At 65.3% G+C, this 21772-nt stretch carries 20 protein-coding genes; 13 read left to right on the forward strand and 7 right to left on the reverse strand.

The annotated features are described in order from the left end of the window. Positions 1 to 17 precede the first annotated feature (17 nt). Positions 18 to 1703, forward strand: coding sequence for a thiamine pyrophosphate-binding protein (locus C8C95_RS16485; protein WP_116749284.1), 1686 nt, complete (start codon positions 18 to 20; stop codon positions 1701 to 1703). A gap of 30 nt (positions 1704 to 1733) precedes the next feature. Here C8C95_RS16485 and C8C95_RS16490 read toward each other — a convergent pair whose 3' ends face one another. Next, positions 1734 to 2615: a LysR substrate-binding domain-containing protein gene (locus tag C8C95_RS16490; RefSeq protein WP_116749285.1), complete on the reverse strand. Its 882-nt coding sequence runs from the start codon at positions 2613 to 2615 to the stop codon at positions 1734 to 1736. 135 nt (positions 2616 to 2750) lie between these two features. On the opposite strand from C8C95_RS16490, the gene C8C95_RS16495 reads away from it, so the two are divergent. The 4 genes from C8C95_RS16495 to C8C95_RS16510 all read left to right on the forward strand — a co-directional run bounded on the left by C8C95_RS16495 (position 2751) and on the right by C8C95_RS16510 (position 7164). Beyond that, entirely contained in the window at positions 2751 to 3698 is a 948-nt protein-coding gene (locus C8C95_RS16495; RefSeq protein WP_243415709.1) for a DMT family transporter, read from the forward strand. Between the two features lie 135 nt (positions 3699 to 3833). Beyond that, positions 3834 to 5051, forward strand: a complete 1218-nt coding sequence (locus C8C95_RS16500) for a DNA polymerase IV (RefSeq protein WP_116750325.1) — start codon at positions 3834 to 3836, stop codon at positions 5049 to 5051. 193 nt (positions 5052 to 5244) lie between these two features. Further along, positions 5245 to 6804: a PAS domain-containing methyl-accepting chemotaxis protein gene (locus tag C8C95_RS16505; RefSeq protein ID WP_116749287.1), complete on the forward strand. Its 1560-nt coding sequence runs from the start codon at positions 5245 to 5247 to the stop codon at positions 6802 to 6804. Between the two features lie 93 nt (positions 6805 to 6897). Beyond that, positions 6898 to 7164 carry a hypothetical protein gene (locus C8C95_RS16510; protein WP_056061307.1) on the forward strand — a complete coding sequence of 89 codons (267 nt, stop codon included), beginning with the start codon at positions 6898 to 6900 and terminating at the stop codon, positions 7162 to 7164. 35 nt (positions 7165 to 7199) lie between these two features. Here C8C95_RS16510 and queF read toward each other — a convergent pair whose 3' ends face one another. From queF to C8C95_RS16530, 4 genes are all read right to left on the reverse strand, one after another. Further along, on the reverse strand, positions 7200 to 8045 hold the full coding sequence (queF, locus tag C8C95_RS16515) for an NADPH-dependent 7-cyano-7-deazaguanine reductase QueF (protein WP_116749288.1): 846 nt from the start codon (positions 8043 to 8045) through the stop codon (positions 7200 to 7202). A 99-nt stretch (positions 8046 to 8144) separates the two neighbouring features. Next, on the reverse strand, positions 8145 to 9050 hold the full coding sequence (locus C8C95_RS16520) for a 2OG-Fe(II) oxygenase (protein ID WP_116749289.1): 906 nt from the start codon (positions 9048 to 9050) through the stop codon (positions 8145 to 8147). Between the two features lie 36 nt (positions 9051 to 9086). Beyond that, positions 9087 to 9872 (reverse strand): peroxide stress protein YaaA, encoded by a 786-nt coding sequence (yaaA, locus tag C8C95_RS16525; protein ID WP_116749290.1) that lies wholly within the window; start codon positions 9870 to 9872, stop codon positions 9087 to 9089. Between the two features lie 225 nt (positions 9873 to 10097). Then, a complete protein-coding gene (locus C8C95_RS16530; RefSeq protein ID WP_116749291.1) occupies positions 10098 to 13250 on the reverse strand; it encodes an Rne/Rng family ribonuclease in 3153 nt (1050 codons plus the stop codon). A gap of 599 nt (positions 13251 to 13849) precedes the next feature. On the opposite strand from C8C95_RS16530, the gene C8C95_RS16535 reads away from it, so the two are divergent. From C8C95_RS16535 to C8C95_RS16550, 4 genes are all read left to right on the forward strand, one after another. Further along, positions 13850 to 14851 (forward strand): RluA family pseudouridine synthase, encoded by a 1002-nt coding sequence (locus C8C95_RS16535; protein ID WP_116749292.1) that lies wholly within the window; start codon positions 13850 to 13852, stop codon positions 14849 to 14851. 25 nt (positions 14852 to 14876) lie between these two features. Beyond that, positions 14877 to 15551, forward strand: a complete 675-nt coding sequence (locus C8C95_RS16540; protein WP_056747573.1) for an HAD-IA family hydrolase — start codon at positions 14877 to 14879, stop codon at positions 15549 to 15551. A 26-nt stretch (positions 15552 to 15577) separates the two neighbouring features. Then, positions 15578 to 15958 (forward strand): Rieske 2Fe-2S domain-containing protein, encoded by a 381-nt coding sequence (locus tag C8C95_RS16545; RefSeq protein WP_116749293.1) that lies wholly within the window; start codon positions 15578 to 15580, stop codon positions 15956 to 15958. A 92-nt stretch (positions 15959 to 16050) separates the two neighbouring features. After that, positions 16051 to 17097 carry a S49 family peptidase gene (locus C8C95_RS16550; RefSeq protein WP_108497129.1) on the forward strand — a complete coding sequence of 349 codons (1047 nt, stop codon included), beginning with the start codon at positions 16051 to 16053 and terminating at the stop codon, positions 17095 to 17097. Between the two features lie 274 nt (positions 17098 to 17371). Here the strand turns inward: C8C95_RS16550 and C8C95_RS16555 are convergent, their stop codons facing one another. Continuing rightward, entirely contained in the window at positions 17372 to 18148 is a 777-nt protein-coding gene (locus C8C95_RS16555; protein ID WP_116749294.1) for an SAM-dependent methyltransferase, read from the reverse strand. After that, positions 18145 to 18744 carry a Maf family nucleotide pyrophosphatase gene (locus C8C95_RS16560; RefSeq protein WP_116749295.1) on the reverse strand — a complete coding sequence of 200 codons (600 nt, stop codon included), beginning with the start codon at positions 18742 to 18744 and terminating at the stop codon, positions 18145 to 18147. The genes C8C95_RS16555 and C8C95_RS16560 overlap by 4 nt, the downstream gene beginning before the upstream one ends. A 25-nt stretch (positions 18745 to 18769) precedes the next feature. On the opposite strand from C8C95_RS16560, the gene C8C95_RS16565 reads away from it, so the two are divergent. The 4 genes from C8C95_RS16565 to C8C95_RS16580 all read left to right on the forward strand — a co-directional run bounded on the left by C8C95_RS16565 (position 18770) and on the right by C8C95_RS16580 (position 21749). Beyond that, on the forward strand, positions 18770 to 19318 hold the full coding sequence (locus tag C8C95_RS16565; RefSeq protein ID WP_116749296.1) for a YceD family protein: 549 nt from the start codon (positions 18770 to 18772) through the stop codon (positions 19316 to 19318). Between the two features lie 111 nt (positions 19319 to 19429). Then, a complete protein-coding gene (gene rpmF / locus C8C95_RS16570; RefSeq protein ID WP_005794249.1) occupies positions 19430 to 19612 on the forward strand; it encodes a 50S ribosomal protein L32 in 183 nt (60 codons plus the stop codon). 107 nt (positions 19613 to 19719) lie between these two features. After that, a complete protein-coding gene (plsX, locus tag C8C95_RS16575) occupies positions 19720 to 20772 on the forward strand; it encodes a phosphate acyltransferase PlsX (RefSeq protein WP_116750326.1) in 1053 nt (350 codons plus the stop codon). After that, positions 20772 to 21749, forward strand: coding sequence for a beta-ketoacyl-ACP synthase III (locus tag C8C95_RS16580; RefSeq protein ID WP_116749297.1), 978 nt, complete (start codon positions 20772 to 20774; stop codon positions 21747 to 21749). Before plsX ends, C8C95_RS16580 begins: the two co-directional genes overlap by 1 nt. Positions 21750 to 21772: the final 23 nt, after the last annotated feature.

The following is a 21772-nucleotide window of genomic DNA, read 5'->3' on the forward strand; positions in this document are numbered from 1 at the left end:
GATCCGATACCGTTGATATGAACACGACCTCCCTCACCCCCCGCACCGGCGGCCAGATCTTGGTGCAGCAGCTCATCACCCATGGTGTGAAGCAGCTCTTTTGCGTGCCCGGCGAAAGCTACCTGGCCGTGCTCGATGCCCTGCACGATGCCGACATCGGCGTGACGGTATGCCGCCAGGAGGGCGGGGCGGCCATGATGGCCGAGGCGCAGGGCAAGCTCACAGGCCAGCCCGGCATCTGCTTTGTGACGCGCGGGCCCGGTGCCACCAATGCATCGGCCGGTGTGCACATTGCGCACCAGGATTCGACCCCCATGATCCTGTTCGTAGGCCAGGTGGCGCGCGGAGCGATGGGGCGTGAGGCGTTTCAAGAGCTGGACTACAGCGCGGTGTTCGGCACCATGGCCAAGTGGGTGGTGCAGATTGACGACCCGGCGCGCGTGTCGGAGCTGATCTCGCGCGCATTCCATGTCGCCACCTCGGGCCGCCCTGGCCCCGTGGTGGTGGCGCTGCCCGAAGACATGCTGACCGAGGCCGCCACCGTGGCCGATGCGCTGCCCTACCAGGTTACGGAGACCCACCCTGGCACTGCGCAGATGGCCGAGCTGGCGCAGCGCCTGCAAGCCGCCAAAAATCCCGTGGCTATCCTGGGCGGCAGCCGCTGGTCTGAGCACGCGGTGCGCGAGTTCACCGCGTTTGCCGAAGCGTGGTCCATTCCGGTGTACTGCTCGTTCCGCCGCCAGATGCTGTTCCCGGCCACACATGCCTGCTACGGCGGTGACCTGGGCCTGGGCGTCAACCCCAAGCTGCTGGCGCGCCTCAAGGCGTCGGACCTGGTGCTGGTGGTGGGCGGTCGCTTGTCGGAGGTGCCATCGCAGGGCTACGAGTTGTTCAACATCCCAACGCCCGCGCAGCCCCTGGTGCATGTGCATGCCGATGCGGACGAGCTAGGCAAGCTGTATCGCCCTACCCAGGCCATCCACGCCACGCCGCAGGCTTTCACTTCTGCGTTGAATTCTGTGCGACCCACGGCGGCAGTGCCCTGGAAGGCGCACGCTGAAGCGGCCCATGCCGAGTACCTGGCCTGGAGCGACACGGCGCCCATCCGCATCCCTGGCAACCTGCAAATGGGCCAGGTGATGCAGCACCTCAAAGACGTGCTGCCCGCCGACACCATCTTCTGCAACGGTGCAGGCAACTTTGCCACGTGGATTCACCGCTTCTGGCCCTTCACCACCTACGCGAGCCAGCTGGCGCCCACCAGCGGGTCGATGGGCTACGGTCTGCCCGCAGGCGTGGGCGGCAAGCGCCTGTGGCCACAGCGCGAGGTGGTGATCTTTGCGGGCGATGGCGACTTCCTCATGCACGGGCAAGAATTTGCGACCGCCGTGCAGTACGGCCTGCCCATCATCGTGGTGCTGCTGGACAACGCCATGTACGGCACCATCCGCATGCACCAGGAGCGCGAGTACCCCGGCCGCATCAGCGCCACGCAGCTCAAGAACCCCGACTTCAAGGCCTACGCCCAGGCCTTTGGCGGCCATGGCGAGCGGGTGGAGCGCACCGAAGACTTTGCCCCCGCGCTGGCCCGTGCCCGCGCCAGTGGCCTGCCCAGCGTGCTGCACTGCCTGATCGATCCCGAGGCGATCACGCCCACGGGCACGCTGCAGGGCATTCGCAGCGCAGCACTCTCCAGAAAATAGGCCCCATCTCGTACTCAGGCCCTTAGGCGCTCAGCCGGTCACGCGGGCGCCGCCCGACTGCCGCAGGGTCTGCACCAGCAGGTTCTGCAGGCTGTCCACCGCCTTGGAGCCGCGCGATGCGCGGCTGCGGTACACGGCCACCTCCATAGGGGCCAGTGGCCCCAGGCCTTGCTCGGCGCCGAGCACCTGCAGCTGCGGTGGCACGCTGCAGTGGGTGAGGGCGGCCACGGCCAGGCCACTTTCCACCGCTGCAATTTGCCCGGCCAGGCTGGAGCTGTGATAGACCACCTTGTAGCGGCGCCCCTGCTGCGCCAGCGCGTGGATGGCGCCGCGCCGCGCCAGGCTGGCCGATTCGTACACCGCAATCGGCAGCGGGTCACGCCTCCACAACTCGAACTGCGCCGACCCCACCCACACCATGGGCTCATGGAACAGCAGCGTGCCCCGGCGTGCGTGGTCGCGCGAGATCAGGGCCAGGTCCAGGTCGCCATTGGCCACACGCGGGATGAGTGCGGTGGACTGCTCGCAGTCCAGCTCAATCTCCACCGCACTGTGACGGGGTGCAAAGCGCTTGAGCACAGGCGTGAGGTAGCGCGCTGCGTAGTCATCCGGCACCCCCAGCCGCACCCGGCCTGTGAGGGCGTCGCCGTTCAGTGCGTCGTGCGCTTCTGCGTGCAGTTCCAGAATGCGGCGCGCATAGCCCAGCAGGGTTTCACCCTCGGGCGTGAGGTGCTGCTTGCGGGCATCGCGCTCCAGCAGTCGGTGGCCTACAGCGTCTTCGAGCTTCTTTAGCTGCATGCTGACCGCCGACTGGGACCGGTGCACCTCGGCCGCCGCGCCGGAGAGCGAGCCTGCATCCACCACAGCCACCAGGCACTGAAGCCAATCGAATTGCAAATCGCGGTAGCTCATGGATTATCCCAGTGATGATGTATTCGATGATCGAATGGTTGGTTTATAAATTATGCGCTTTGGATTGCAAAGGCTGGCAGCCACACTGCGGGCATGCAGCAGTCTTCCTCTACCGTTTCCGGCACATCCGCACCCGTGGTTCCAGCGTCCGCTTCACCTGTGGCCGTTGCCCACGTGCTGCCGGATGCCCGCCGGCTGGATGGCTGGGTCGCCTTCGTGCTGGGCAACGCGCTGCTGGGCACCATCGGCGTGTTTGTGCACGAGGCGCAGGCGGCGCCGTTGACAGTGACGTGGTTCCGGTGCGCGTTTGGCCTCATTGGGCTCACGTTGTGGATGGCCTGGCGCAACCGGTCATGGTCGGGACTTCGGCGGGGGCTCTGGGTGGGCTGGGCTGCTTTGCCGTGGGTGTTGCTGCTCAGTGGGCTCATGTTGGCGAGCTGGTGGCTGTTTTTCACCGCGATCCAGCAGGTGCCCACCGGGGTGGCGGTGGTGCTGTTCCATGTGCAACCGCTGTGGGTGTTGCTGCTGGGGGCTTGGTGGTTGAAAGAGTCCGTGCCCCGGCAGCGCGTGGTGTCGGTGCTGGTCGCCATGGTGGGGTTGGTCCTGGCCACGGGGGTTGCGGAGGGGGTGGCTCCATCGCGCGGTAGCCACGCGCCAGGCTACTGGGTGGGCGTGGGCCTGTGCCTGATCGGTGCGCTGTGCACAGCCACCGTCACCGTGGTCGCCAAACGCTTGGGGGTGCTGCCGCTGGGGACCCTCGCGTGGTGGCAATGTGCGCTGGGTGCGGCCGTGCTGTGGGTGGCCCCCGTGGGACACGGTTGGCCTGCCTGGGGAGTCTCCTGGGCATGGCTGGGTGGGTTGGGGCTGATCCACACCGGCTTGGCGTATACCTTGATGTACGCAGGCATGGCCCGCCTGGCGACGGCCCGGGTGGCGGTACTGCAGTTTGCTTACCCCACGGTCGCCATCGTGGTGGACTGGTTGTACTTTCAGCACACTTTGGGCGGTTGGCAGATGGCGGGTGTGGTGCTGATGCTGGGGGCCATCGGGGCCGGGGAACGCAGCGCGCGGCGCAATCGCTAATCATCCGCCTGCGGTAGGAGGGCGCCGCCCCGCACAATATCGGGTGTGACCGCCATCGAGCCCGATTCTCCTGAGACACCTCCTCCTGCGCAGGCTGCCCCTACCGGCAAGCTGCGCCGCATCGCGCACCTGGACATGGACGCGTTCTTTGCGTCCGTCGAGTTGCTGCGCTACCCGCAACTCAAAGGCTTGCCTGTGGTGATCGGTGGCGGGCGGCGCAAGGTGGACGAGCTGCTGCTGCGCGGGCCAGACGGCACCGAGGAGCGCGAGCGGCGCTTCATACCGGTGGAAGACTTTCCGCTGCTCAAGGACTACGTGGGCCGGGGTGTGATCACCACGGCCACCTACCCGGCGCGGCAGTTCGGCGTGGGCTCGGCCATGGGCATGATGAAGGCCGCCAAGCTGTGCCCGCAGGCCATCGTGCTGCCGGTGGATTTTGACGAGGTGCGACGCTTTTCGCGCCTGTTCAAGAGCACCATCACCGAGATCGCACCGGTGATGCAGGACCGGGGGGTGGACGAGGTGTACATCGACTTCACCGACGTGCCCGGCGGCCAGCGCGAAGGCGGGCGGGTGCTGGCGAGGCTCATCCAGAAAAGCATCTTTGATAGGACCGGGCTGACCTGCTCGATCGGCGTGGCGCCCAACCGGCTGCTGGCCAAGATGGCCAGCGAGTTCAACAAGCCCAACGGTATCTCCATCGTTTACGAGGAAGACCTGCAGAGCAAGATCTGGCCCTTGAACGTGCGCAAGATCAACGGCATCGGTCCCAAGGCGGGCGAGAAGCTGGCGCGGCTGGGCATTGAAACCATCGGGCAGCTTGCCGCGCAGGATGAGCAGTGGCTGATGGGCCACTTTGGCAAATCCACCGGCGCCTGGATGCACCGCGTGGCCTGGGGCCGAGACGACAGTCCGGTGGTGACCGAGAGCGAGCCAGTGAGCATGAGCCGCGAGACCACCTTCGACCGCGACCTGCATGCGGTGCGTGACCGGGCCGAGCTGGGCGCCATTTTTACCGACCTGTGCATGCGGCTGGCCGAAGATCTGCAGCGCAAGGGCTATGTGGCGCGCACCATCGGTATCAAGCTGCGCTACGACGACTTCAAGATCGCGACGCGTGACCACACCGCCAACAGCTACACCGCCGACGGGGCGACCATCCGGCAGCTGGCCGGGCAATGCCTCAAGCGCGTGCCGCTGGACAAGCGCCTGCGGCTGCTCGGCGTGCGGGCCAGCATACTGGCGCGGCGGGGGGAAGAGCCTGCGCTCGAGCCGCGTGCCACTGCGGCCGCAGAGGGGCGTCGGCGCGGGCGTCAGACAGAGGCGACCATGGAAACCGGGCAGCTTTTTTGATTGAGGCGGAGGATTTCCAAAAGGCGGTGAGCAGGCTTTCAGTGTTTGCGCTTTGAGGGGTGCGAGGAGGCACCTTTTTGGGGCAAAGCAGGGGAGGGAGCAGTTAGACTTGATTCGTATCAAGCGGTTACACATAACACGCCACAAAAAGCCGCGCCGCCTGCCCCTGCCGCAGGCCCTTCAGGAGCCTCGAATGCGCATCAATCTGCCAGTGACCCAGCAGAATTTTGACTACCCCGGTGATGAGCTGCTGGTGTCCAGCACCAACACCAAGGGTGAGATCACGCACTGCAACCCGGCGTTCGTGCGCGTCAGCGGTTACAGCTACGACGAACTCATTGGCCAGCCCCACAACATCATTCGCCACCCCGACATGCCGGCCGAGGCCTACAAGGACATGTGGCGCACCATTGGCCGGGGCGAGCCCTGGACGGGCTTGGTCAAGAACCGCCGCAAGAACGGCGACCACTACTGGGTGCGAGCCAACGTCACCCCCATCATGGAGGGCGGCAAGCCACGCGCCTATATGTCGGTGCGCACCAAGCCCAGCGCGGCCGAGATGGTGGCCGCCGAGGCCCTGTATGCACAGATGCGCAGCGAGGCGGCTTCGGGCGCAAGCAGCTTCTACCTGGACTCGGGCAACGTGCGCTACCGGGGCGTGCGTGGCTGGCAACAGCGCCTGGCGCAGATGGCGTTGCTGCCCCGCATGGCGATCCTGCTGCTGATGACGGTGCTGCTGGCCTTGGTGCCCGACGTGATGGGGCTGCAAGGCACCACCGCCTGGGTGGCCCGCCTGGTGCTGCTGTTGCTGGGGGCGGGGTGGACGCTGTGGCGCCTTCAGGCCACCGTGCTGCAGGGCGTGCACGATGCCACCCGCTTCGCGTCCGACATCTCGGCCTGCAACCTTGCCACGTCGGTGGGCGCCGACTACCCCCAGCCCCTGGGCGCGCTGATGCAGCGCCTGCAGCAGACCCAGGTCAACCTGCGCGCCGTGGTGGGCGACGTGCGCACCGAGGTGCGCAACTTCATCGAATCGGCCGACGAAATCGCACGCGGCGGCATGGACCTGTCAGCCCGCACCGAGTCGCAGGCAAGCAGCCTGGAAGAGACTGCCGCTGCGATGGAGCAACTGGCCAGCACGGTGCTGCAGACGTCGGAGACAGCGGCCAAGGTGTCGCACGAGAGCGCACAGAGCAGCGACATCGCCACACGTGGCGGCCAGGCGGTGCAGGAGGTGGGCGCGGCCATGCAGCAGATGAAGCTGTCGTCCACCAAGATCAGCGAGATCGTGGGCGTGATCGAGGGCATTGCCTTCCAGACCAACCTGCTGGCGCTCAACGCCGCCGTGGAGGCAGCCCGTGCAGGCGAGCAGGGCCGGGGCTTTGCGGTGGTGGCGGGCGAGGTGCGAGCCCTGGCGCAACGCAGCGCCAGCTCGGCCAAGGAGATCAGCGGCCTGATCGGCGTCACGGTGAACCAGATCGCCAGTGGCGCGCAGCAGATGGACCATGCGGGCACCACCATCGAGGGCGTCGTGCACGCCGTGGAGCGCGTGAGCACGCTGGTCCAGCAGATCAGCAGCGCCACCAAGGAGCAGTCGCAGGGCATTGCCCAGGTCAACGAGGCGGTGACGCAGCTCGACACCGTGACGCAGCAGAACGCCGCGCTGGTGGAGGAGTCGGCCGCCGCCGCCCAGGGCCTCAAGGAAAGCGCGGTGTCGCTGGGCCGCTCGGTGGATGTGTTCCGGCTGGGTTGAGCGGCATTGCAACGAACCGCCAAGGAACACTCGCACCTTGACGAATTCTTACTCGTAACTTACAGTGATTTTCCCGTTTTCCGGGAGATCACCATGACCCTCGACGAGCTGCAGCGCATCAAGCAGTGGCATGTGGCGCACAAGGCCGACCACCCGCTCGAATACCACCTGTGGGACCTGGTGCTGACGGTCTGGATGCTGGGCTGGGTGGGCTGGTTTCCCATCTGCGCTTTTGGCGAGCCCTGCGCCGCGCCGGTCTGCCTGATCGGCATTTTTGTCCCCAGCCTGTACGTTGCCTGGCGCACCCGCGCGCACTTGCGCCACACCCTGCGGTGCGACTGGATCGACGCGCGCAACTGACGGATGCGGTCGGTTGACGGGTGGCGGGGGCAGGCCTACTGCCGGGCAGTGCGCACGTTGCGCGGCAGGGCCTGCGGGTGGCTGGTGCGCAGGGGGTTGATGTCCAGCCCGCCCCGGCGCGTGTAGCGTGCATACACCGTGAGTTTGATGGGTTTGCAGCGTATCCACACGTCCACGAAGATGCGCTCCACACACTGCTCATGGAACTCGTTGTGGTTGCGAAAGCTCACCAGGTACTGCAGCAGCCCTTCCTGATTGATCTGCGGGCCGCTGTAGCTGATCTGCACGCTGCCCCAGTCGGGCTGGCCGGTCACCAGGCAGTTGCTCTTGAGCAGGTTGCTGGTCAGGGTTTCGGTCACGGGCGCTTCGTTGAATGTAGCCGTCAGCAGGTCGGGCGCGGGCTGGTAGCGCGTGCATTCCACGTCCAGCCGGTCCAGGCTCAGGCCGTCCAGCTCATGCACGGGCTCCTGGTCGAACAGCTCGGGCGCGATGAGCTTCACGCCCACGGTGGCGGGGTGGTCGGCGCCACGCCATACGGCTTCGCTGATGTCGGCGCGGATGCGGGCCTGCACCTCGGCCGCATCGGCAAAACGCGTGTTGTTGAAGCTGTTGAGATACAGCTTGAACGACTTGCTCTCGACGATGTTGGGTGTCTCGCAGGGCACGGTGATGTGCGCCAGCGCCACCTGCGGCTTGCCACGCGCATTCAGCCAGGACAACTCGAACGCCGTCCACAGGTCGGCCCCGAAGAAGGGCGCCGCGCCGCTAATACCGATCTCGGCCCGCTTGCCCGCGCGCGGGATGGGGAACAGCAGCGAGGCGTCGTACTGGTCCACATAGGCCGATGCCTTGCCGAGTTGGGATTGTTCTGGCGTGTTCATGGCCTGGTCTTTCGGGTGTGTGGGTTCCAAGGGGGTCTGTGCTATTGCTACTATTTTTATAGCTGCTGGCGCATGTTCGACTAGCGCATGCCGGGGTTTTTACTGAAATTCCCGCTCACGCAGCCATTTGGTGGCGATCCATTTGTCCCCGGCGATCACGGGGGCGCCGCCATGCAGGGTGCGGGTGGACGGGTGCGGGCGCTCGTAGCTGAAGAACACCGCGTTGCCACGCTGCGGCGCCACCTCCAGGTGCACGTCGGGGAAGGTGGTGCCGCCGCCTTTGTCAGGCGTGTTCAGGTACATCACCAGCGTGCCCACGCGCTGGCCGCCGCGCTGGATGATGCTGGGCGTGCCGGGCTCGGCGGGGTCGAAGTAGTCGTAGTGGGGCTTGTATTCGGCGCCGGGGCGGTAGTGCAGCACCTGCAGGCCTTCGCCGTTTTCGATGGGCCACTGGAGCAGGCGTGCAATGCGCTCCTCGATGCGCTGGATCAGGGGGCTTTGCCCGCGCTGGAAGAACATGCCGTCGCTGGTGCGGTCGGCATTGATCTCTTCGCCCCCGGTCTTGGTGGCCACGGTGAGCGAGCGTGCCATGCGGGGCTCTGCAGCGGCTATCAGGGCATCACACTCCTCGGGCGACAGCAGGTTGCCAAACACCACGATGCGCGGCTGTGCCATGGCCAGCAGCACATTCACGGTGCGGTCTCCGCAGTCCACCTGGGCGGGGGATTCATCCAGCCGGGGCTCGGGCACCCGCACGGCCGAGGGCAGGCCCTGCTGCACAGCCAGGTCGTTCAGGTGCTCCTGCAGCGTGATCTCCAGCGCATCCGCCGCCACGTCTTCGTCCCAGCCTGCGTCACGCATGGACTGCAGCACCACGGGTGCGGCGTAGCCCGCCTGGGCCTGCTCGATGATCCAGCGGCGCAACTCGGGGGTGATGGCCTGCCGCGCTGCGCTGGCGTGCTGGGTGGTGGTGCTGTCCGGGTGCTGGTCAGAACGCGATGCCATGGCGGTCCTTCAACAAGAGCAGGGTGGTGGGCGGATTTATGCGGAGGCCGGGGTCTTGCGCCGGAAGACCAGGCGCTCGGGCTCGGATGATGCCGGGGCAAAGGCATAGCCGTCCAGGTCAAACCCTTCGAGCTGCTGGGGCGTGGCAAGGCGGTGGGTGATGGCATAGCGCGCCATCAGGCCGCGTGCGCGCTTGGCAAAGAAGCTGATGATCTTGTAGTTGCCGCCCTTCCAGTCCTCGAACACGCATTCGATCACGCGGGCCTTGAGTGCCTTGCGGTCCACGGCCTTGAAGTATTCCTGCGAGGCGAGGTTGATCACCACTGGCATGGTGTCGGCGCGCAGCCGGGTGTTCAGGTGCTCGGCAATCTGGCGGCCCCAGAACTGGTACAGGTTGCTGCCTGCCTCGGTGGCCAGGCGCGTGCCCATCTCCAGGCGATAGGGCTGCATGCGGTCCAGCGGCCGCAGCACACCATACAGGCCGCTGAGGATGGCGACATGGCTCTGGGCCCAGTGCAGGTCGTCAGCGCTCAGGCTGCGGGCTTGCAGCCCCTCGTACACGTCGCCATTGAAGGCCAGCACCGCCTGGCGCGAGTTGTGGGCCGTGAAGCGGGGGCGCCAAGCCTGGTAGCGCGCCACGTTCAGCGCCGCGAGCGTGTCGCTCAGTTCCATCAGCGACGCGATCTGCTGCGGCGACTGCTCCCGCAGGACTTCGATCAGGGCCGTGGACTGCGGCACAAACTGGGGCGTGGTGTGCGGCAGGCCTTCGGGAACGGGTGTGTCGTAGTCGAGCGATTTGGCGGGAGACAGCAGGAACAGCATGGGGGCGAAGGGTCCGTGGATCTCGGGGGTGAAGTGTGGCCTGGAAAGCGCGGGTTGCCGGCAGCACCAGCGGCCTGAAATGGTACCTGCTGGACGACCGTCTTCTGTCGCTTGCGGGTATTGGCGCCCAGCACGTTGCTTGCTCAGTTGCCCAAAAAAAGAAGGCGACCTGAGCCGCCTTCTTGGTGCAGGCTGCAGCCCTGGGGCAGCAGCCATTGCAGCGCATCAGGCTGCGGGGGGCTGCTCAAACGGCAGCGCCATGGCCGACAGGTCGCGGCGGGTTTCCACCAGTACCAGCGGACCTTCGTCCAGCACCACCGCAGGGGGGCGCTCGCGGGGCACGCGGATGGGCTTGGGCTCGGCAGCGATGGCGGCCTGCACGGCAGCGATCTTGTCCGCGTCAGAGTTCACCCACTGCAGGCCTGATGCGGCAGCCACTTGCTGCAGTTCATCGATGGGCAGCGTGAACGCCTGAACGCGGGGCAGTCCCTTGGCTTGCGCAGCTGTTGCTACGGGTGCCTGGGCGGCTACCGCCGGTGCGGGTACTGCGACAGGCGCTGGTGCGGCCACCGGGGCGGCTGCAGGGTTTGCAACGGGCGCTGCAACAGCTGCCGCGGGCGCTGCGGCTGGCTCAGTGGCTGAAGCGGCTGGGGCTGCCACAGGAGCTGCGACAGGGGTTGCCACCGGTGCCACGGGCTCGGCGGCGGGCGCGTTGCTGAAGTAGCTGCGGCGCGGCGCCTCGTCCTGTGCCGGTGCGGGCTCGGCCTGGGTGGGGTCAAAGTCCAGCATCGCTGGCGCAGCTGCTTCGGCGTTGCCGTTGTTGTCGCGCGGGCCACGCTCGCCACGTTCGCGGCGGTCACGGCCATAGCGGTCGCGGGAGCGGCGCTCGCGGCGCTGCTCTTCGGTGGCGCCATTGCCGTTGGCGGGTGCGTCATTGCCGCTCAGGTCCAGGTCCGGCAGCGATGCCAGTGGAGCGGTGTCCGCAAAGTCACCAGCGGCGGCCGTGGCGCCTGCCTCCTGGGCCTCGACCGCGCGGGGAGCGCGTTCACCGCGTTCACCACGGTTGCCACCGCGATCACCCCGTTCGCGGCGCGGACCGCGCTCGCCACGGGGTTGCTGCGCCGGCTGGCCTTCTGCGCCACCGGTGTTGCCTGCGTTGGGGCCTTCCACCGGAGTGGTTGCAGCATTGGTGTTGTCACCATTCACGCCAGCGTTCAGGTTGCGCGGCTCGCTGTCGCGGCGGCCACGGCCCCCTTCACGGCCTTCGCCACGTCCGTTGCGGCCCCCTTCACGGCCTTCGCCTTCGGGACGGCGCTCTGCGTCGCGGGGTGGACGGCTGTCTGCATCGCGGGGAGCGCGGCCTTCGGCCGAGCGTTCGCCACGGCGGCCACGGCCTTCGCCAGAGCTGCCTTCGCGGTTGCCATCACGTGGTGCGCCTTCGCGCTGACCGTCCCGGTTGCCATCGCGGCCGCCACGGCGGCCACGGTTTTCACCGTTGCGGCCTTCACGGCGCGGTTCGCCACGGCTGGTGGTTTCGGCAGCGGCAGGTGCGGCTGCGGGCGATGCCGTTGTGACCGGGGTGGGGGCTGCCGGTGCGCTGCCAAAGCCAAACAGGCTCTTGAGCCAGGCGAAGAAGCCTTGCTCTTGCGGTGCGGCTGGGGCGGGTGCTGGAGCGGCTACTGGTGCCGGTGCAGGGGTGGCAGCGGCTGCAGGGCGTTGGCCACCACGGGGTGGGCGTGCGGCGCCTTCGGGGCGGGGCTCTGCCACGGGGGCGGGTGCGTCAGGCAGCACGCCCTTGATCACCGGGGTCTGCTTGTTGGTGGGCTCTTGCGAGCGGCGCGTCACGGCGGTGGGGTCTTCCACTTCTTCGGCGAGCTTGTAGCTGGCTTCGATGTGGTCCAGGCGCGGGTCGTCGTGCTTGAGGCGTTCCAGGCGGTAGTTGGGGGTTTCCAGCGTCTTGTTGGGCACCATCAGCACGGCCACGCGCTGCTTGAGTTCGATCTTGGCGATCTCGGTGCGCTTCTCGTTCAGCAGGAAAGAGGCCACTTCCACCGGCACCTGGCAGTGCACGGCAGCCGTGTTGTCCTTCATCGACTCTTCCTGGATGATGCGCAGGATCTGCAGCGCCGAGGACTCGGTGTCGCGGATGTGGCCCGAGCCGCCGCAGCGTGGGCAGGGGATGGACGAGCCTTCGCTCAAGGCGGGCTTCAGGCGCTGGCGGCTCATTTCCATCAGGCCGAACTTGCTGATGGTGCCGAACTGCACGCGGGCGCGGTCCTGGCGCAGCGCGTCGCGCAGGCGGTTTTCCACTTCGCGGCGGTTCTTGCTCTCCTCCATGTCGATGAAGTCGATCACGATCAGGCCGCCCAGGTCGCGCAGGCGCATCTGGCGCGCCACTTCGTCGGCGGCTTCCAGGTTGGTGCGGGTGGCGGTTTCCTCGATGTCGCCACCCTTGATGGCGCGGGCCGAGTTCACGTCCACGCTGACCAGCGCTTCGGTGTGGTCGATCACGATGGCGCCACCCGAGGGCAGCTGCACGGTGCGGGCGTAGGCCGATTCGATCTGGTGCTCGATCTGGAAGCGGCTGAACAGGGCGGCGTCGTCGCGGTAGCGCTTCACGCGGGCAGCATGCTCGGGCATGACGTGCGCCATGAACTGCTGTGCCTGTTCGTAGATGTCGTCGGTATCGATGAGGATGTCACCGATGTCATTGTTGAAGTAGTCGCGGATCGCGCGGATCACCAGGCTCGATTCCTGATAGATCAGGAAGGCGCCCTTGCCACCCTTGGCGGCGCCGTCGATAGCGTTCCACAGCTTGAGCAGGTAGTTCAGGTCCCACTGCAGCTCGGGCGCGGTGCGGCCAATGCCGGCGGTGCGCGCGATGATGGACATGCCGTTCGGGTATTCCAGCTGGTCCATCGCCTCCTTGAGCTCGGCGCGGTCCTCGCCCTCAATGCGGCGTGAAACGCCACCGCCACGGGGGTTGTTGGGCATCAGCACCACATAGCGGCCGGCCAGCGAGACGAAGGTGGTCAGGGCCGCGCCCTTGTTGCCGCGTTCTTCTTTTTCGACCTGGACCAGCAGTTCCTGGCCTTCCTTGATCACTTCATTGATGCGCGCATGGCTGGGCGAGACACCGGGGGTGAAGTAGCTGCGCGAGATTTCCTTGAACGGCAGGAAACCGTGGCGGTCTTCGCCGTAGTCCACAAAACAGGCTTCCAGCGAAGGCTCGACGCGGGTGACGACGGCCTTATAGATGTTGCCCTTGCGCTGTTCGCGCCCTTCGATTTCGATTTCGTAGTCGAGGAGCTTTTGTCCGTCGACGATGGCCAGGCGCCGTTCTTCGGGCTGCGTGGCGTTGATGAGCATCCGCTTCATGATGCGATTCCTTCAGTGTTTCGCGAACAGCAGCGGTGCAGCCCACCTGACCCACAGGGAGGGCTGCGCGGGCTGCCGCCCACAGTTTCCAAACCAATACAACAAGCTCTACAGGAGCTGTGAATGCCTGGACTGACGCATCGAAACGAAGGGAATTGCCGGGAATGCCAATGATCTGCCGCGCTCTAGCGCAGCATCGTGAGGCAGGGGCGCGTGGATGGGGGCGAGTGGTAGGAGCGCAGTTTTGCTAGCAAAAGAGTAGCTGATTGCGCTTGCTGGCTGGGCGTTGGGGCTGAATTGGAGCGTGCAGCCGGGGGCATCAGCCACCGCCACAAGGTCACCATCCAGCTCATCAACAACCACATGCTCGCTTTGATCCGCTGACAGGCTGCGCCCGGGTAGGGAACATCTGCCAGCTTGGGGGATTCCGTATCAGTGTTTCAATCTGTCAGCCCGCCGCACGGCGTGCTGGCCACCACAGGCATCTGGCCTGCAATCTGCGCGCACGACGCCCGGTGGCATCGACCTGCCTGCGTGAGGGGCAAGGGCTGTGTGGACTAAACTCCAGACAAATCAACCACTTACATAACAACGCGCAGGTGAAACACATTATAGGGGCCAAACCGCCCACAGCCCCTGCGGGGCTTCCCGCAGCCCGCCTGGTGGAAGTGGATGCTGACTCCGCTGGCCAGCGGCTCGATAACTTTTTGATACGCCACTTGAAAGGCGTGCCAAAAACGCATGTCTACCGCATCATCCGCAGCGGTGAGGTCCGCATCAACAAAGGCCGCGTGAGCGCCGACACCCGCGTGGAAGCAGGAGATGTGGTGCGCCTGCCGCCCGTGCGCATCTCCGACAAGGTGGCCGAGAAGGCCGAGCGTCCGGCGCCTGCGCGCGAATTTCCCATCCTGCTCGAAGACGAGCACCTGATTGCCCTGGACAAGCCTGCGGGCGTGGCGGTGCACGGCGGCAGCGGCGTGAGTTTTGGCGTGATTGAGCAATTGCGCCAGGCGCGGCCGGCGTCCAAGTTCCTGGAACTGGTGCACCGTCTGGACCGCGAGACCTCGGGCATCCTGCTGGTGGCCAAGAAGCGGTCAGCGCTCACTCACCTGCAAGACCAGTTCCGTGAGCGCGAGACAGGCAAGACCTATCTGGCACTCGTCACGGGCACCTGGCCTGCCAACAAAAAGGTCATCGACCTGCCACTGCACAAGTACCTGCAGGCCGACGGCGAGCGCCGCGTGCGTGTGACCACGGCCGATGACCCGGATGGCATGCGCTCCATCACGCTGGTCAAGGTGCGCAGCACCGTGCCCGCGCGCGCCGCTCAAGGCCTGCCGGCGATGTCCCTGCTGGAGGTGACCATCAAGACCGGCCGCACCCATCAGATCCGTGTGCACCTGGCCAGCCAGGGCCACGCCATCGTGGGTGACGATAAATACGGTGACTTTGACCTCAACAAGCGCCTGCAGAAGCTCTCGATGAAGCGCATGTTCCTGCACGCATGGCGGTTACAGTTCAACCACCCCGCCTCGGGCGAGCGTGTGCAACTGATTGCCGAGCTACCCCCTGAGCTGGCCGATTTTGTGTCCCCTGCCTGACGATCCTGCGCGAAGAACCCCCTCCATGTCTGCCAAAAACTTCCGTCCGCGCCGCTTCGACCTCATTGCCTTTGACTGGGATGGAACCCTGTTCGACTCCACCGCCATCATCGTGCGCTGCATCCAGGCAGCGGTGCGCGACGTGGGCGGCACGGTACCCACAGACAAGGAGGCCGCCTATGTGATTGGCATGGGCCTGATGCAGGCGCTGGCCCATGCCGCCCCCGACGTGCCGCCCGAAAAGTACACCGAGCTGGGCAACCGCTACCGCTTCCACTACATCCAGCACCAGGACGACCTGAGCCTGTTCGACGGCGTGTTGCCGCTGTTGAACGATCTGCGTGAACGTGGGCACCTGCTGGCCGTGGCCACAGGCAAAAGCCGGCGCGGGCTGGACGAGGCGCTGCATTCGGTGGATTTGCGCGGCGTGTTCGACGGCTCCCGCACCGCCGACCAGACCGCTGGCAAGCCGCACCCCCTGATGCTGCAGGAGCTGATGGCCGAATTTGACGTGGCGCCTGAGCGCCTGCTGATGATTGGCGACACCACCCATGACCTGCAGATGGCGGTCAACGCGGGCTGCGCGAGCGTAGGGGTGAGCTATGGCGCACACGAGCCCGACGCCTTTCATGCCCTCCAGCCGCTGGCGGTTGTGCATTCGGTGCGCGAGCTGCACGACTGGCTGCTGCACAACGCTTGACGCGGGTATCGGAGCGGGACGAGCCCATGACCATACTCTCCACTGATCAGCCTATCGCGCTGTGCAACAGTGCCGACCTTGTCGATGGAGGCTTGGCCGTGCCGTTTGATGTGCAGTACGCAGGCCAGACGTGCAGGGCCTTTGCGATTCGCTACCGAGGCCTCCCGCACGCTTACCTCAACCGCTGCACCCATGTGGCGATGGAGATGGACTACCAGCCCAACCGCTTTTTTGATGACACAGGCAATTGGCTGTTGTGTGCCACCCACGGGGCGGCCTACTTGCCCCATACCGGCCAGTGCGCGGGAGGTCCCTGCCGCGGTGGGCTGGTCAAAATTGCCCTGTCGGAGAGCGATGGTGTGGTGCGCTGGCATACTGCCTACAACCTGCAGCCTGTAGAGTTCTAGAAAATCCAGATGAATTACCCTGATGTGCTGCCGCCCGATGTGGGCCACCGCAAAGCGCGGGCCGCAGCGGTGCAGTGCCCAGGACCCATGACATGACTGACCCCCAGCAGCCCGCCTCGTCGGGCTTTGACCCCAAAAGCAATTCCGCCCCCGATCTGTGGGCGCAAGCAGCTACTAATTCAGGAGCCCCTGTGAGCGATTCATCGCGTGAACCCGGGTGGGAACGCGCCACGCTGGAAAAGCTGGCCTTTGCCGCCCTCAACGAACAACGCAGCGCCCGCCGCTGGAAGATTTTTTTCCGCCTGACATGGCTGGTGTTGTTTGCTGCTGTTGCGTTCGTGGCCCTGCGACAGGCGTCGCCCAGCACCAGCAAAAGCACGCCGCACACCGCCGTGGTGGACATCAAGGGCGAGATCGCCAGTGGCGCCGAGGCCAGTGCCGAGTTTGTGGTGGCCGCCATGCGCAGCGCGCTGGAAGATGAGGGCTCGCAAGCGCTGGTGCTGCTCATCAACTCGCCCGGTGGCAGCCCGGTGCAGGCCGGCATCATCAACGACGAGATCGTGCGCCTGAAAGCCAAGCACAACAAGCCGATCTACGCCGTGGTCGAAGAAACCTGCGCCTCGGCTGCCTACTACATTGCAGCCGCCGCCGACGATATCTACGTGGACAAGGCCAGCATCGTGGGCAGCATTGGTGTGCTGATGGACGGTTTTGGGTTCACCGGTGTGATGGAGAAGGTGGGCGTGGAGCGCCGCTTGCTCACTGCAGGCGAGAACAAGGGTTTTCTGGACCCCTTCAGTCCGCAGACCGAGAAGCAGCGCGCCTACGCGCAGACCATGCTCGACCAGATCCACCAACAGTTCATTGCCGTGGTGAAAGCAGGGCGCGGTGACCGTCTCAAGACCACGCCCGATACCTTCAGCGGATTGTTCTGGACGGGCCAGCAGGCCGTGGAAATGGGCCTGGCGGACAAGCTGGGCAACCTGGACTATGTCGCGCGCGAAGTGGTCAAGGCCGAAGACATCATCGACTACACCCGCCGCGACAACGTGGCCGAGCGCCTGGCCAAGCGGTTTGGCGCGGCGGTGGGCATGGGCGCCGTCAAGTCACTGGCCATATCGGGGCCACAGTTGCGCTGATATTCGCCTCGGAGTCGGCAGGGGGCGTGATCATCCGCGCAAGCCCTTGCATTGACGGCAGATGTCTATTCGGAGCCCCGGCAGAGGGATCTGCCGGGGCTTTTTGTTGGGCCCAATTTCGCTGTGCCGCCGTGCCGGTGTGGGGCCGTTGTGCAGCGGTCTAAGGGTTTTGGGGGTGTTTTGGGGCGGTTGCGCTAGTGGAATATGCCTGGAATGCTCCTGAATATGTAGCATTCCAGGCGCCTCGCCCGTAGCGTGTTACCCCGTCGCTGTCTCAACGCCCCAGCGCAAACACCACGGGGGTGCGGTTGTCCGGCGGTGCGGGCTGCTGCTTCCACTGGCGCACCAGCTGGCTTTGCACCCGCGCGTCGGGCAGGGTCAGGCCGCTGGCCAGCGCCAGCCGGGTGTGCGGCTGCAGGGTCTGAACCAGTGCCTGCCACAGGGCCGGGTTGCGGTACGGGGTCTCGATGAACAACTGGGTCTGGCCCGTGCGCAGCGCGATGCCTTCCAGCTCCTTGATGCGCTGTGTGCGCTCTTGTCCGTCTTGTGGCAGGTAGCCGACGAAGGCGAAGTTTTGTCCATTGAGGCCACTGGCGGCCAGGGCCAGCAGCAGCGACACCGGCCCTACCAACGGCACCACGCGCAGGCCCAGGTCGTGCGCAGCCCGCACCACCGACGAGCCAGGGTCGGCCACTGCGGGCATGCCCGCTTCGCTGACCAGGCCGATGTCGTGCCCGTTCAGGGCCGCAGCCAGCAACGGGCGGGCGTCGAACGGCGCTGAGCCTTTGTCGCCGTGGTCGCCTTTTTTGTGCACTTCACGCGGCAACTCGGTGATCTGCTGTTGCTGCAGAGAGAGGGCCAGGGGGTGCAGCGCGTCAATGCGCTTGAGATAGGCGCGCGTGCTCTTGGCGTTTTCGCACACCCAGTGGGTCAGGCGGGCGGCTGTCTGCAGGGTGGCCGAGGGCAGGGCATCCTGCAGTGGGGCCTGGGTGTCGCAGCCAAAGTCGAGGGGGGCGGGTACCAGGTACAGCGTGCCGGTTCTTACGTTCATGGCAGCACCAGCCCTGCTGCGCGCAGCATGCGGCATGTGCGGATCAGTGGCAGCCCGACGAGTGCCGTGGGGTCGTCGCTGTGGATGGCGTCCAGCAGGGCAATACCAAGGCCTTCGCTCTTGGCGCTGCCTGCGCAGTCGTAGGGCTGTTCGGCGCGCAGGTAGCGCTCGATTTCTTCATCCGACAGGTCGCGGAACTTCACCTCTACGGGGGCGAGGTCCACCTGTTCAAAGCCGGTGGCCGCGCACACCACCGCCAGGGCGGTCTGGAACACCACCGTCTGGCCGCGCATCTGGCGCAACTGCTGCACCGCGCGATCGTGCTGGCCCGGTTTGCCCAGCGGCTCCCCGGCCAGGTCGGCCACCTGGTCGGATCCGATCACCACGGCTTCGGGGTGCTGCCGCGCCACAGCTTGTGCTTTGGCCAGAGCCAGGCGCAAGGCCAGGGCGCGGGGCGCCTCGCCGGGCAGGGGGGTCTCATCGACATGGGGGGCGGTCACTTCGAAAGGCAGATTCAGCCGTTCCAGCAATTCGCGCCGGTAGCGCGAGGTCGAGCCCAATACCAGAGGGCGTTGCGGGGAGGGGGATTGATGCATGCGCCGATTCTCTTACACTGCCGCCATGACCAAGGAATTCTCCGCACAGCGCCTCGACGTGAAAGCCTTCGCACAGGCGGGCGGTCGGCTGGCGGGACACGACTCGCTGCTGAAGTACGAACGCCTGGCGCAAGAGGCCAAAGGCCTGCACCCCGACCTGTTGGTGGACTGGGATGCGACGGGCGAAGTGCGCACTGCCCTGGGAGGCATGGGGCAGGTCTGGCTGCATATCAAAGTGCGCGCCAGCTTCCCCATGGAGTGCCAGCGCTGCCTGACGCCGGTCGATGTGCCCCTGGAGGTGGATCGTGAGTTCCGCTTTGTGGCGGACGAAGCCACGGCCGAGGCCCTGGACGATGAGAGCGAAGAGGACCTGCTGGCCCTGAGCCGCGAGTTTGATCTGCACGAACTCATCGAAGACGAACTGTTGATGGCGTTGCCCGTGGTGCCCAAACACGACGAGTGCCCGACCTCGGTGCCGCTGGCGTCTTCGGATGACGATTTTGAAGAAGCCAACGCCGAAAAACCCAACCCGTTTGCCGCGCTGGCAGCCTTGCGCAAAGACGCCAAAGACTGATTCATCGACCCAAAAATCATTTGGGTTATAATCGTGGGCTTCACGCGAACCCCATCGTGTCTTTTTGGGCTGATCGCGTTTTTACCAACCTATTCCAGATCAGGAGCCATCATGGCCGTTCAGCAAAACAAAAAGTCCCCTTCCAAGCGCGGTATGCACCGCTCGCACAATGCCCTGAATGTGCCAGGCATTGCCGTGGAACCCACTACCGGTGAAACGCACCTGCGTCACCACATCAGCCCCAACGGCTTCTACCGTGGCCGTCAGGTGCTGAAGAACAAGTCTGAAGCCTGACCTTCACTCCATCCAAAGGCCCGTTGCTACACGCCCTGTAGCGCGGGCCTTTGTTTTGACCGTCGTATTCATTTCTCGGCCCTTTGGGCCGGCCGGACAAGTCGCCCATGATCACACTGGCTGTTGACTGCATGGGGGGCGACCATGGCCCCCGCGTCACGCTCGCGGCGTGCCGCCAGTTTCTCGACCACCACCCGGATGCCCGTCTGCTGCTCGTTGGCCTGGCGGACAGCCTGCAATCGTTCTCCCACGACCGAGCCACCATCGTTCCCGCCGCCGAAGTGGTCGCTATGGATGACCCGGTGGAAGTGGCCTTGCGCAAGAAGAAAGATTCTTCGATGCGCGTGGCCATCCAGCAAGTCAAGGATGGCACGGCTTCGGCGGCCGTGTCTGCGGGCAATACCGGTGCCTTGATGGCCATTGCCCGCTATCTGCTCAAGACTTTGGACGGTATCGACCGTCCTGCCATCGCTACCCAGCTGCCCAACGCCACCGGTGGTGCCACGACGGTGCTGGACCTGGGGGCCAACGTCGATTGCTCGGCCGAGCACCTGCTGCAGTTCGCCGTGATGGGCTCTGCCCTGGTATCCGTCCTTCAGGAGGGTGGCGAGCCCACGGTGGGTTTGCTGAACATTGGAGAAGAGGTCATCAAAGGCAGTGAGGTGATCAAAAAGGCGGGTGAATTGCTGCGATCTGCGGCTAATTCCGGTGATTTGAACTTCTATGGCAATGTCGAGGGCAACGATATCTTCAAGGGGACGGTGGATATCGTGGTCTGTGATGGTTTTGTGGGCAATGTGGCGCTCAAGGCCAGCGAAGGTGTGGCCTCGATGATCATCGGAGCACTTAAAACCGAATTTTCGCGCCACATTTTTACCAAAATGGCCGCTATCGTCGCCTATCCGATCTTAAAAGCATTGATGAAGCGCATGGATTACCGCCGTTACAACGGCGCGGCGCTGCTCGGCCTGCGCGGGCTGGTGTTCAAGAGCCACGGATCGGCAGACGCCATGGCTTTCGAGCAGGCGTTGAACCGGGCGTATGATGCAGCCCGCAACAACCTGCTCGACCGTGTCCGGACCCGGATTGCGCACGCGGCGCCCCTGCTGGCGCCTGCAGATGCCCAGCCCCAGCCTGGCGTTGCGGCGACCGCAAAATAATGAGACGTTATTCCCGCATTACCGGCACCGGCAGCTACCTGCCTCCCCGCCGGTTGACCAACGCTGATCTGGTTGCCGAACTGGGCCAGCGCGGTATCGAAACCTCCGATGAATGGATTGTGGAGCGCACCGGCATCCGGGCGCGCCACTTTGCGGCCCCGGATGTGACCGCCAGCGACTTGGGGTTGGAGGCAGCGCGCAATGCCCTGCAGGCCGCCGGCCTGCAGCCCACCGATATCGATCTGATCATCGTGGCCACGTCCACGCCGGACATGGTGTTCCCGTCCGTTGCTTGTATCTTGCAGAACAAGCTGGGTGCCAATGGATGCCCTGCGTTTGATGTGCAAGCTGTGTGCAGCGGTTTTGTCTATGCCCTGTCGGTGGCGGACGCCATGATCCAGACAGGTGCTGCCAATCGCGCGCTGGTGGTTGGTGCAGAGGTTTTCAGCCGCATCCTGGACTTCAACGACCGCACCACCTGTGTGTTGTTCGGTGATGGTGCGGGCGCTGTGGTGCTGGAGGCCTCTGACACGCCTGGCATTCTGTCGAGCGACCTGCACGCCGACGGCAAGCATGTCGATATTTTGTGTGTGCCCGGCAATGTGTCCGGCGGCAAGGTGCTTGGGGACCCGGTCCTCAAAATGGACGGACAGGCGGTCTTCAAGCTGGCAGTGGGTGTGCTGGAAAAGGCGGCCCACGCGGCCCTGGCCAAGGCCGGGCTGACCGAGGCCGATATCGATTGGCTGATCCCGCACCAGGCCAACATCCGCATCATGCAGAGCACCGCCCGCAAACTGAAGATGTCCATGGACAAGGTGGTGGTCACGGTGGACCAACACGGCAACACCTCGGCAGCCTCCATTCCGCTGGCTTTGGACCATGGGGTGCGCACCGGTCAGGTCAAGAAAGGCGAAACCCTGCTGCTCGAAGGTGTGGGTGGTGGTTTCACCTGGGGTGCTGTGCTCCTGAAGTTGTAGCTGCTGGCGCAATAAGTACCTGC

The organism is Acidovorax sp. 99 (assembly GCF_003096455.1).
Lineage (GTDB): Bacteria > Pseudomonadota > Gammaproteobacteria > Burkholderiales > Burkholderiaceae_C > Acidovorax > Acidovorax delafieldii.

Coding starts and splice junctions, on each gene's coding strand:
- C8C95_RS16485 (WP_116749284.1), top strand. CDS start 18: ATGAACACGACCTCCCTCACCCCCCGCACCGGCGGCCAGATCTTGGTG.
- C8C95_RS16490 (WP_116749285.1), bottom strand. CDS start 2,615: ATGAGCTACCGCGATTTGCAATTCGATTGGCTTCAGTGCCTGGTGGCT.
- C8C95_RS16500 (WP_116750325.1), top strand. CDS start 3,834: ATGGACGCGTTCTTTGCGTCCGTCGAGTTGCTGCGCTACCCGCAACTC.
- C8C95_RS16505 (WP_116749287.1), top strand. CDS start 5,245: ATGCGCATCAATCTGCCAGTGACCCAGCAGAATTTTGACTACCCCGGT.
- C8C95_RS16510 (WP_056061307.1), top strand. CDS start 6,898: ATGACCCTCGACGAGCTGCAGCGCATCAAGCAGTGGCATGTGGCGCAC.
- queF (WP_116749288.1), bottom strand. CDS start 8,045: ATGAACACGCCAGAACAATCCCAACTCGGCAAGGCATCGGCCTATGTG.
- C8C95_RS16520 (WP_116749289.1), bottom strand. CDS start 9,050: ATGGCATCGCGTTCTGACCAGCACCCGGACAGCACCACCACCCAGCAC.
- yaaA (WP_116749290.1), bottom strand. CDS start 9,872: ATGCTGTTCCTGCTGTCTCCCGCCAAATCGCTCGACTACGACACACCC.
- C8C95_RS16530 (WP_116749291.1), bottom strand. CDS start 13,250: ATGAAGCGGATGCTCATCAACGCCACGCAGCCCGAAGAACGGCGCCTG.
- C8C95_RS16540 (WP_056747573.1), top strand. CDS start 14,877: ATGTCTGCCAAAAACTTCCGTCCGCGCCGCTTCGACCTCATTGCCTTT.
- C8C95_RS16545 (WP_116749293.1), top strand. CDS start 15,578: ATGACCATACTCTCCACTGATCAGCCTATCGCGCTGTGCAACAGTGCC.
- C8C95_RS16550 (WP_108497129.1), top strand. CDS start 16,051: ATGACTGACCCCCAGCAGCCCGCCTCGTCGGGCTTTGACCCCAAAAGC.
- C8C95_RS16555 (WP_116749294.1), bottom strand. CDS start 18,148: ATGAACGTAAGAACCGGCACGCTGTACCTGGTACCCGCCCCCCTCGAC.
- C8C95_RS16560 (WP_116749295.1), bottom strand. CDS start 18,744: ATGCATCAATCCCCCTCCCCGCAACGCCCTCTGGTATTGGGCTCGACC.
- C8C95_RS16565 (WP_116749296.1), top strand. CDS start 18,770: ATGACCAAGGAATTCTCCGCACAGCGCCTCGACGTGAAAGCCTTCGCA.
- rpmF (WP_005794249.1), top strand. CDS start 19,430: ATGGCCGTTCAGCAAAACAAAAAGTCCCCTTCCAAGCGCGGTATGCAC.
- plsX (WP_116750326.1), top strand. CDS start 19,720: ATGATCACACTGGCTGTTGACTGCATGGGGGGCGACCATGGCCCCCGC.
- C8C95_RS16580 (WP_116749297.1), top strand. CDS start 20,772: ATGAGACGTTATTCCCGCATTACCGGCACCGGCAGCTACCTGCCTCCC.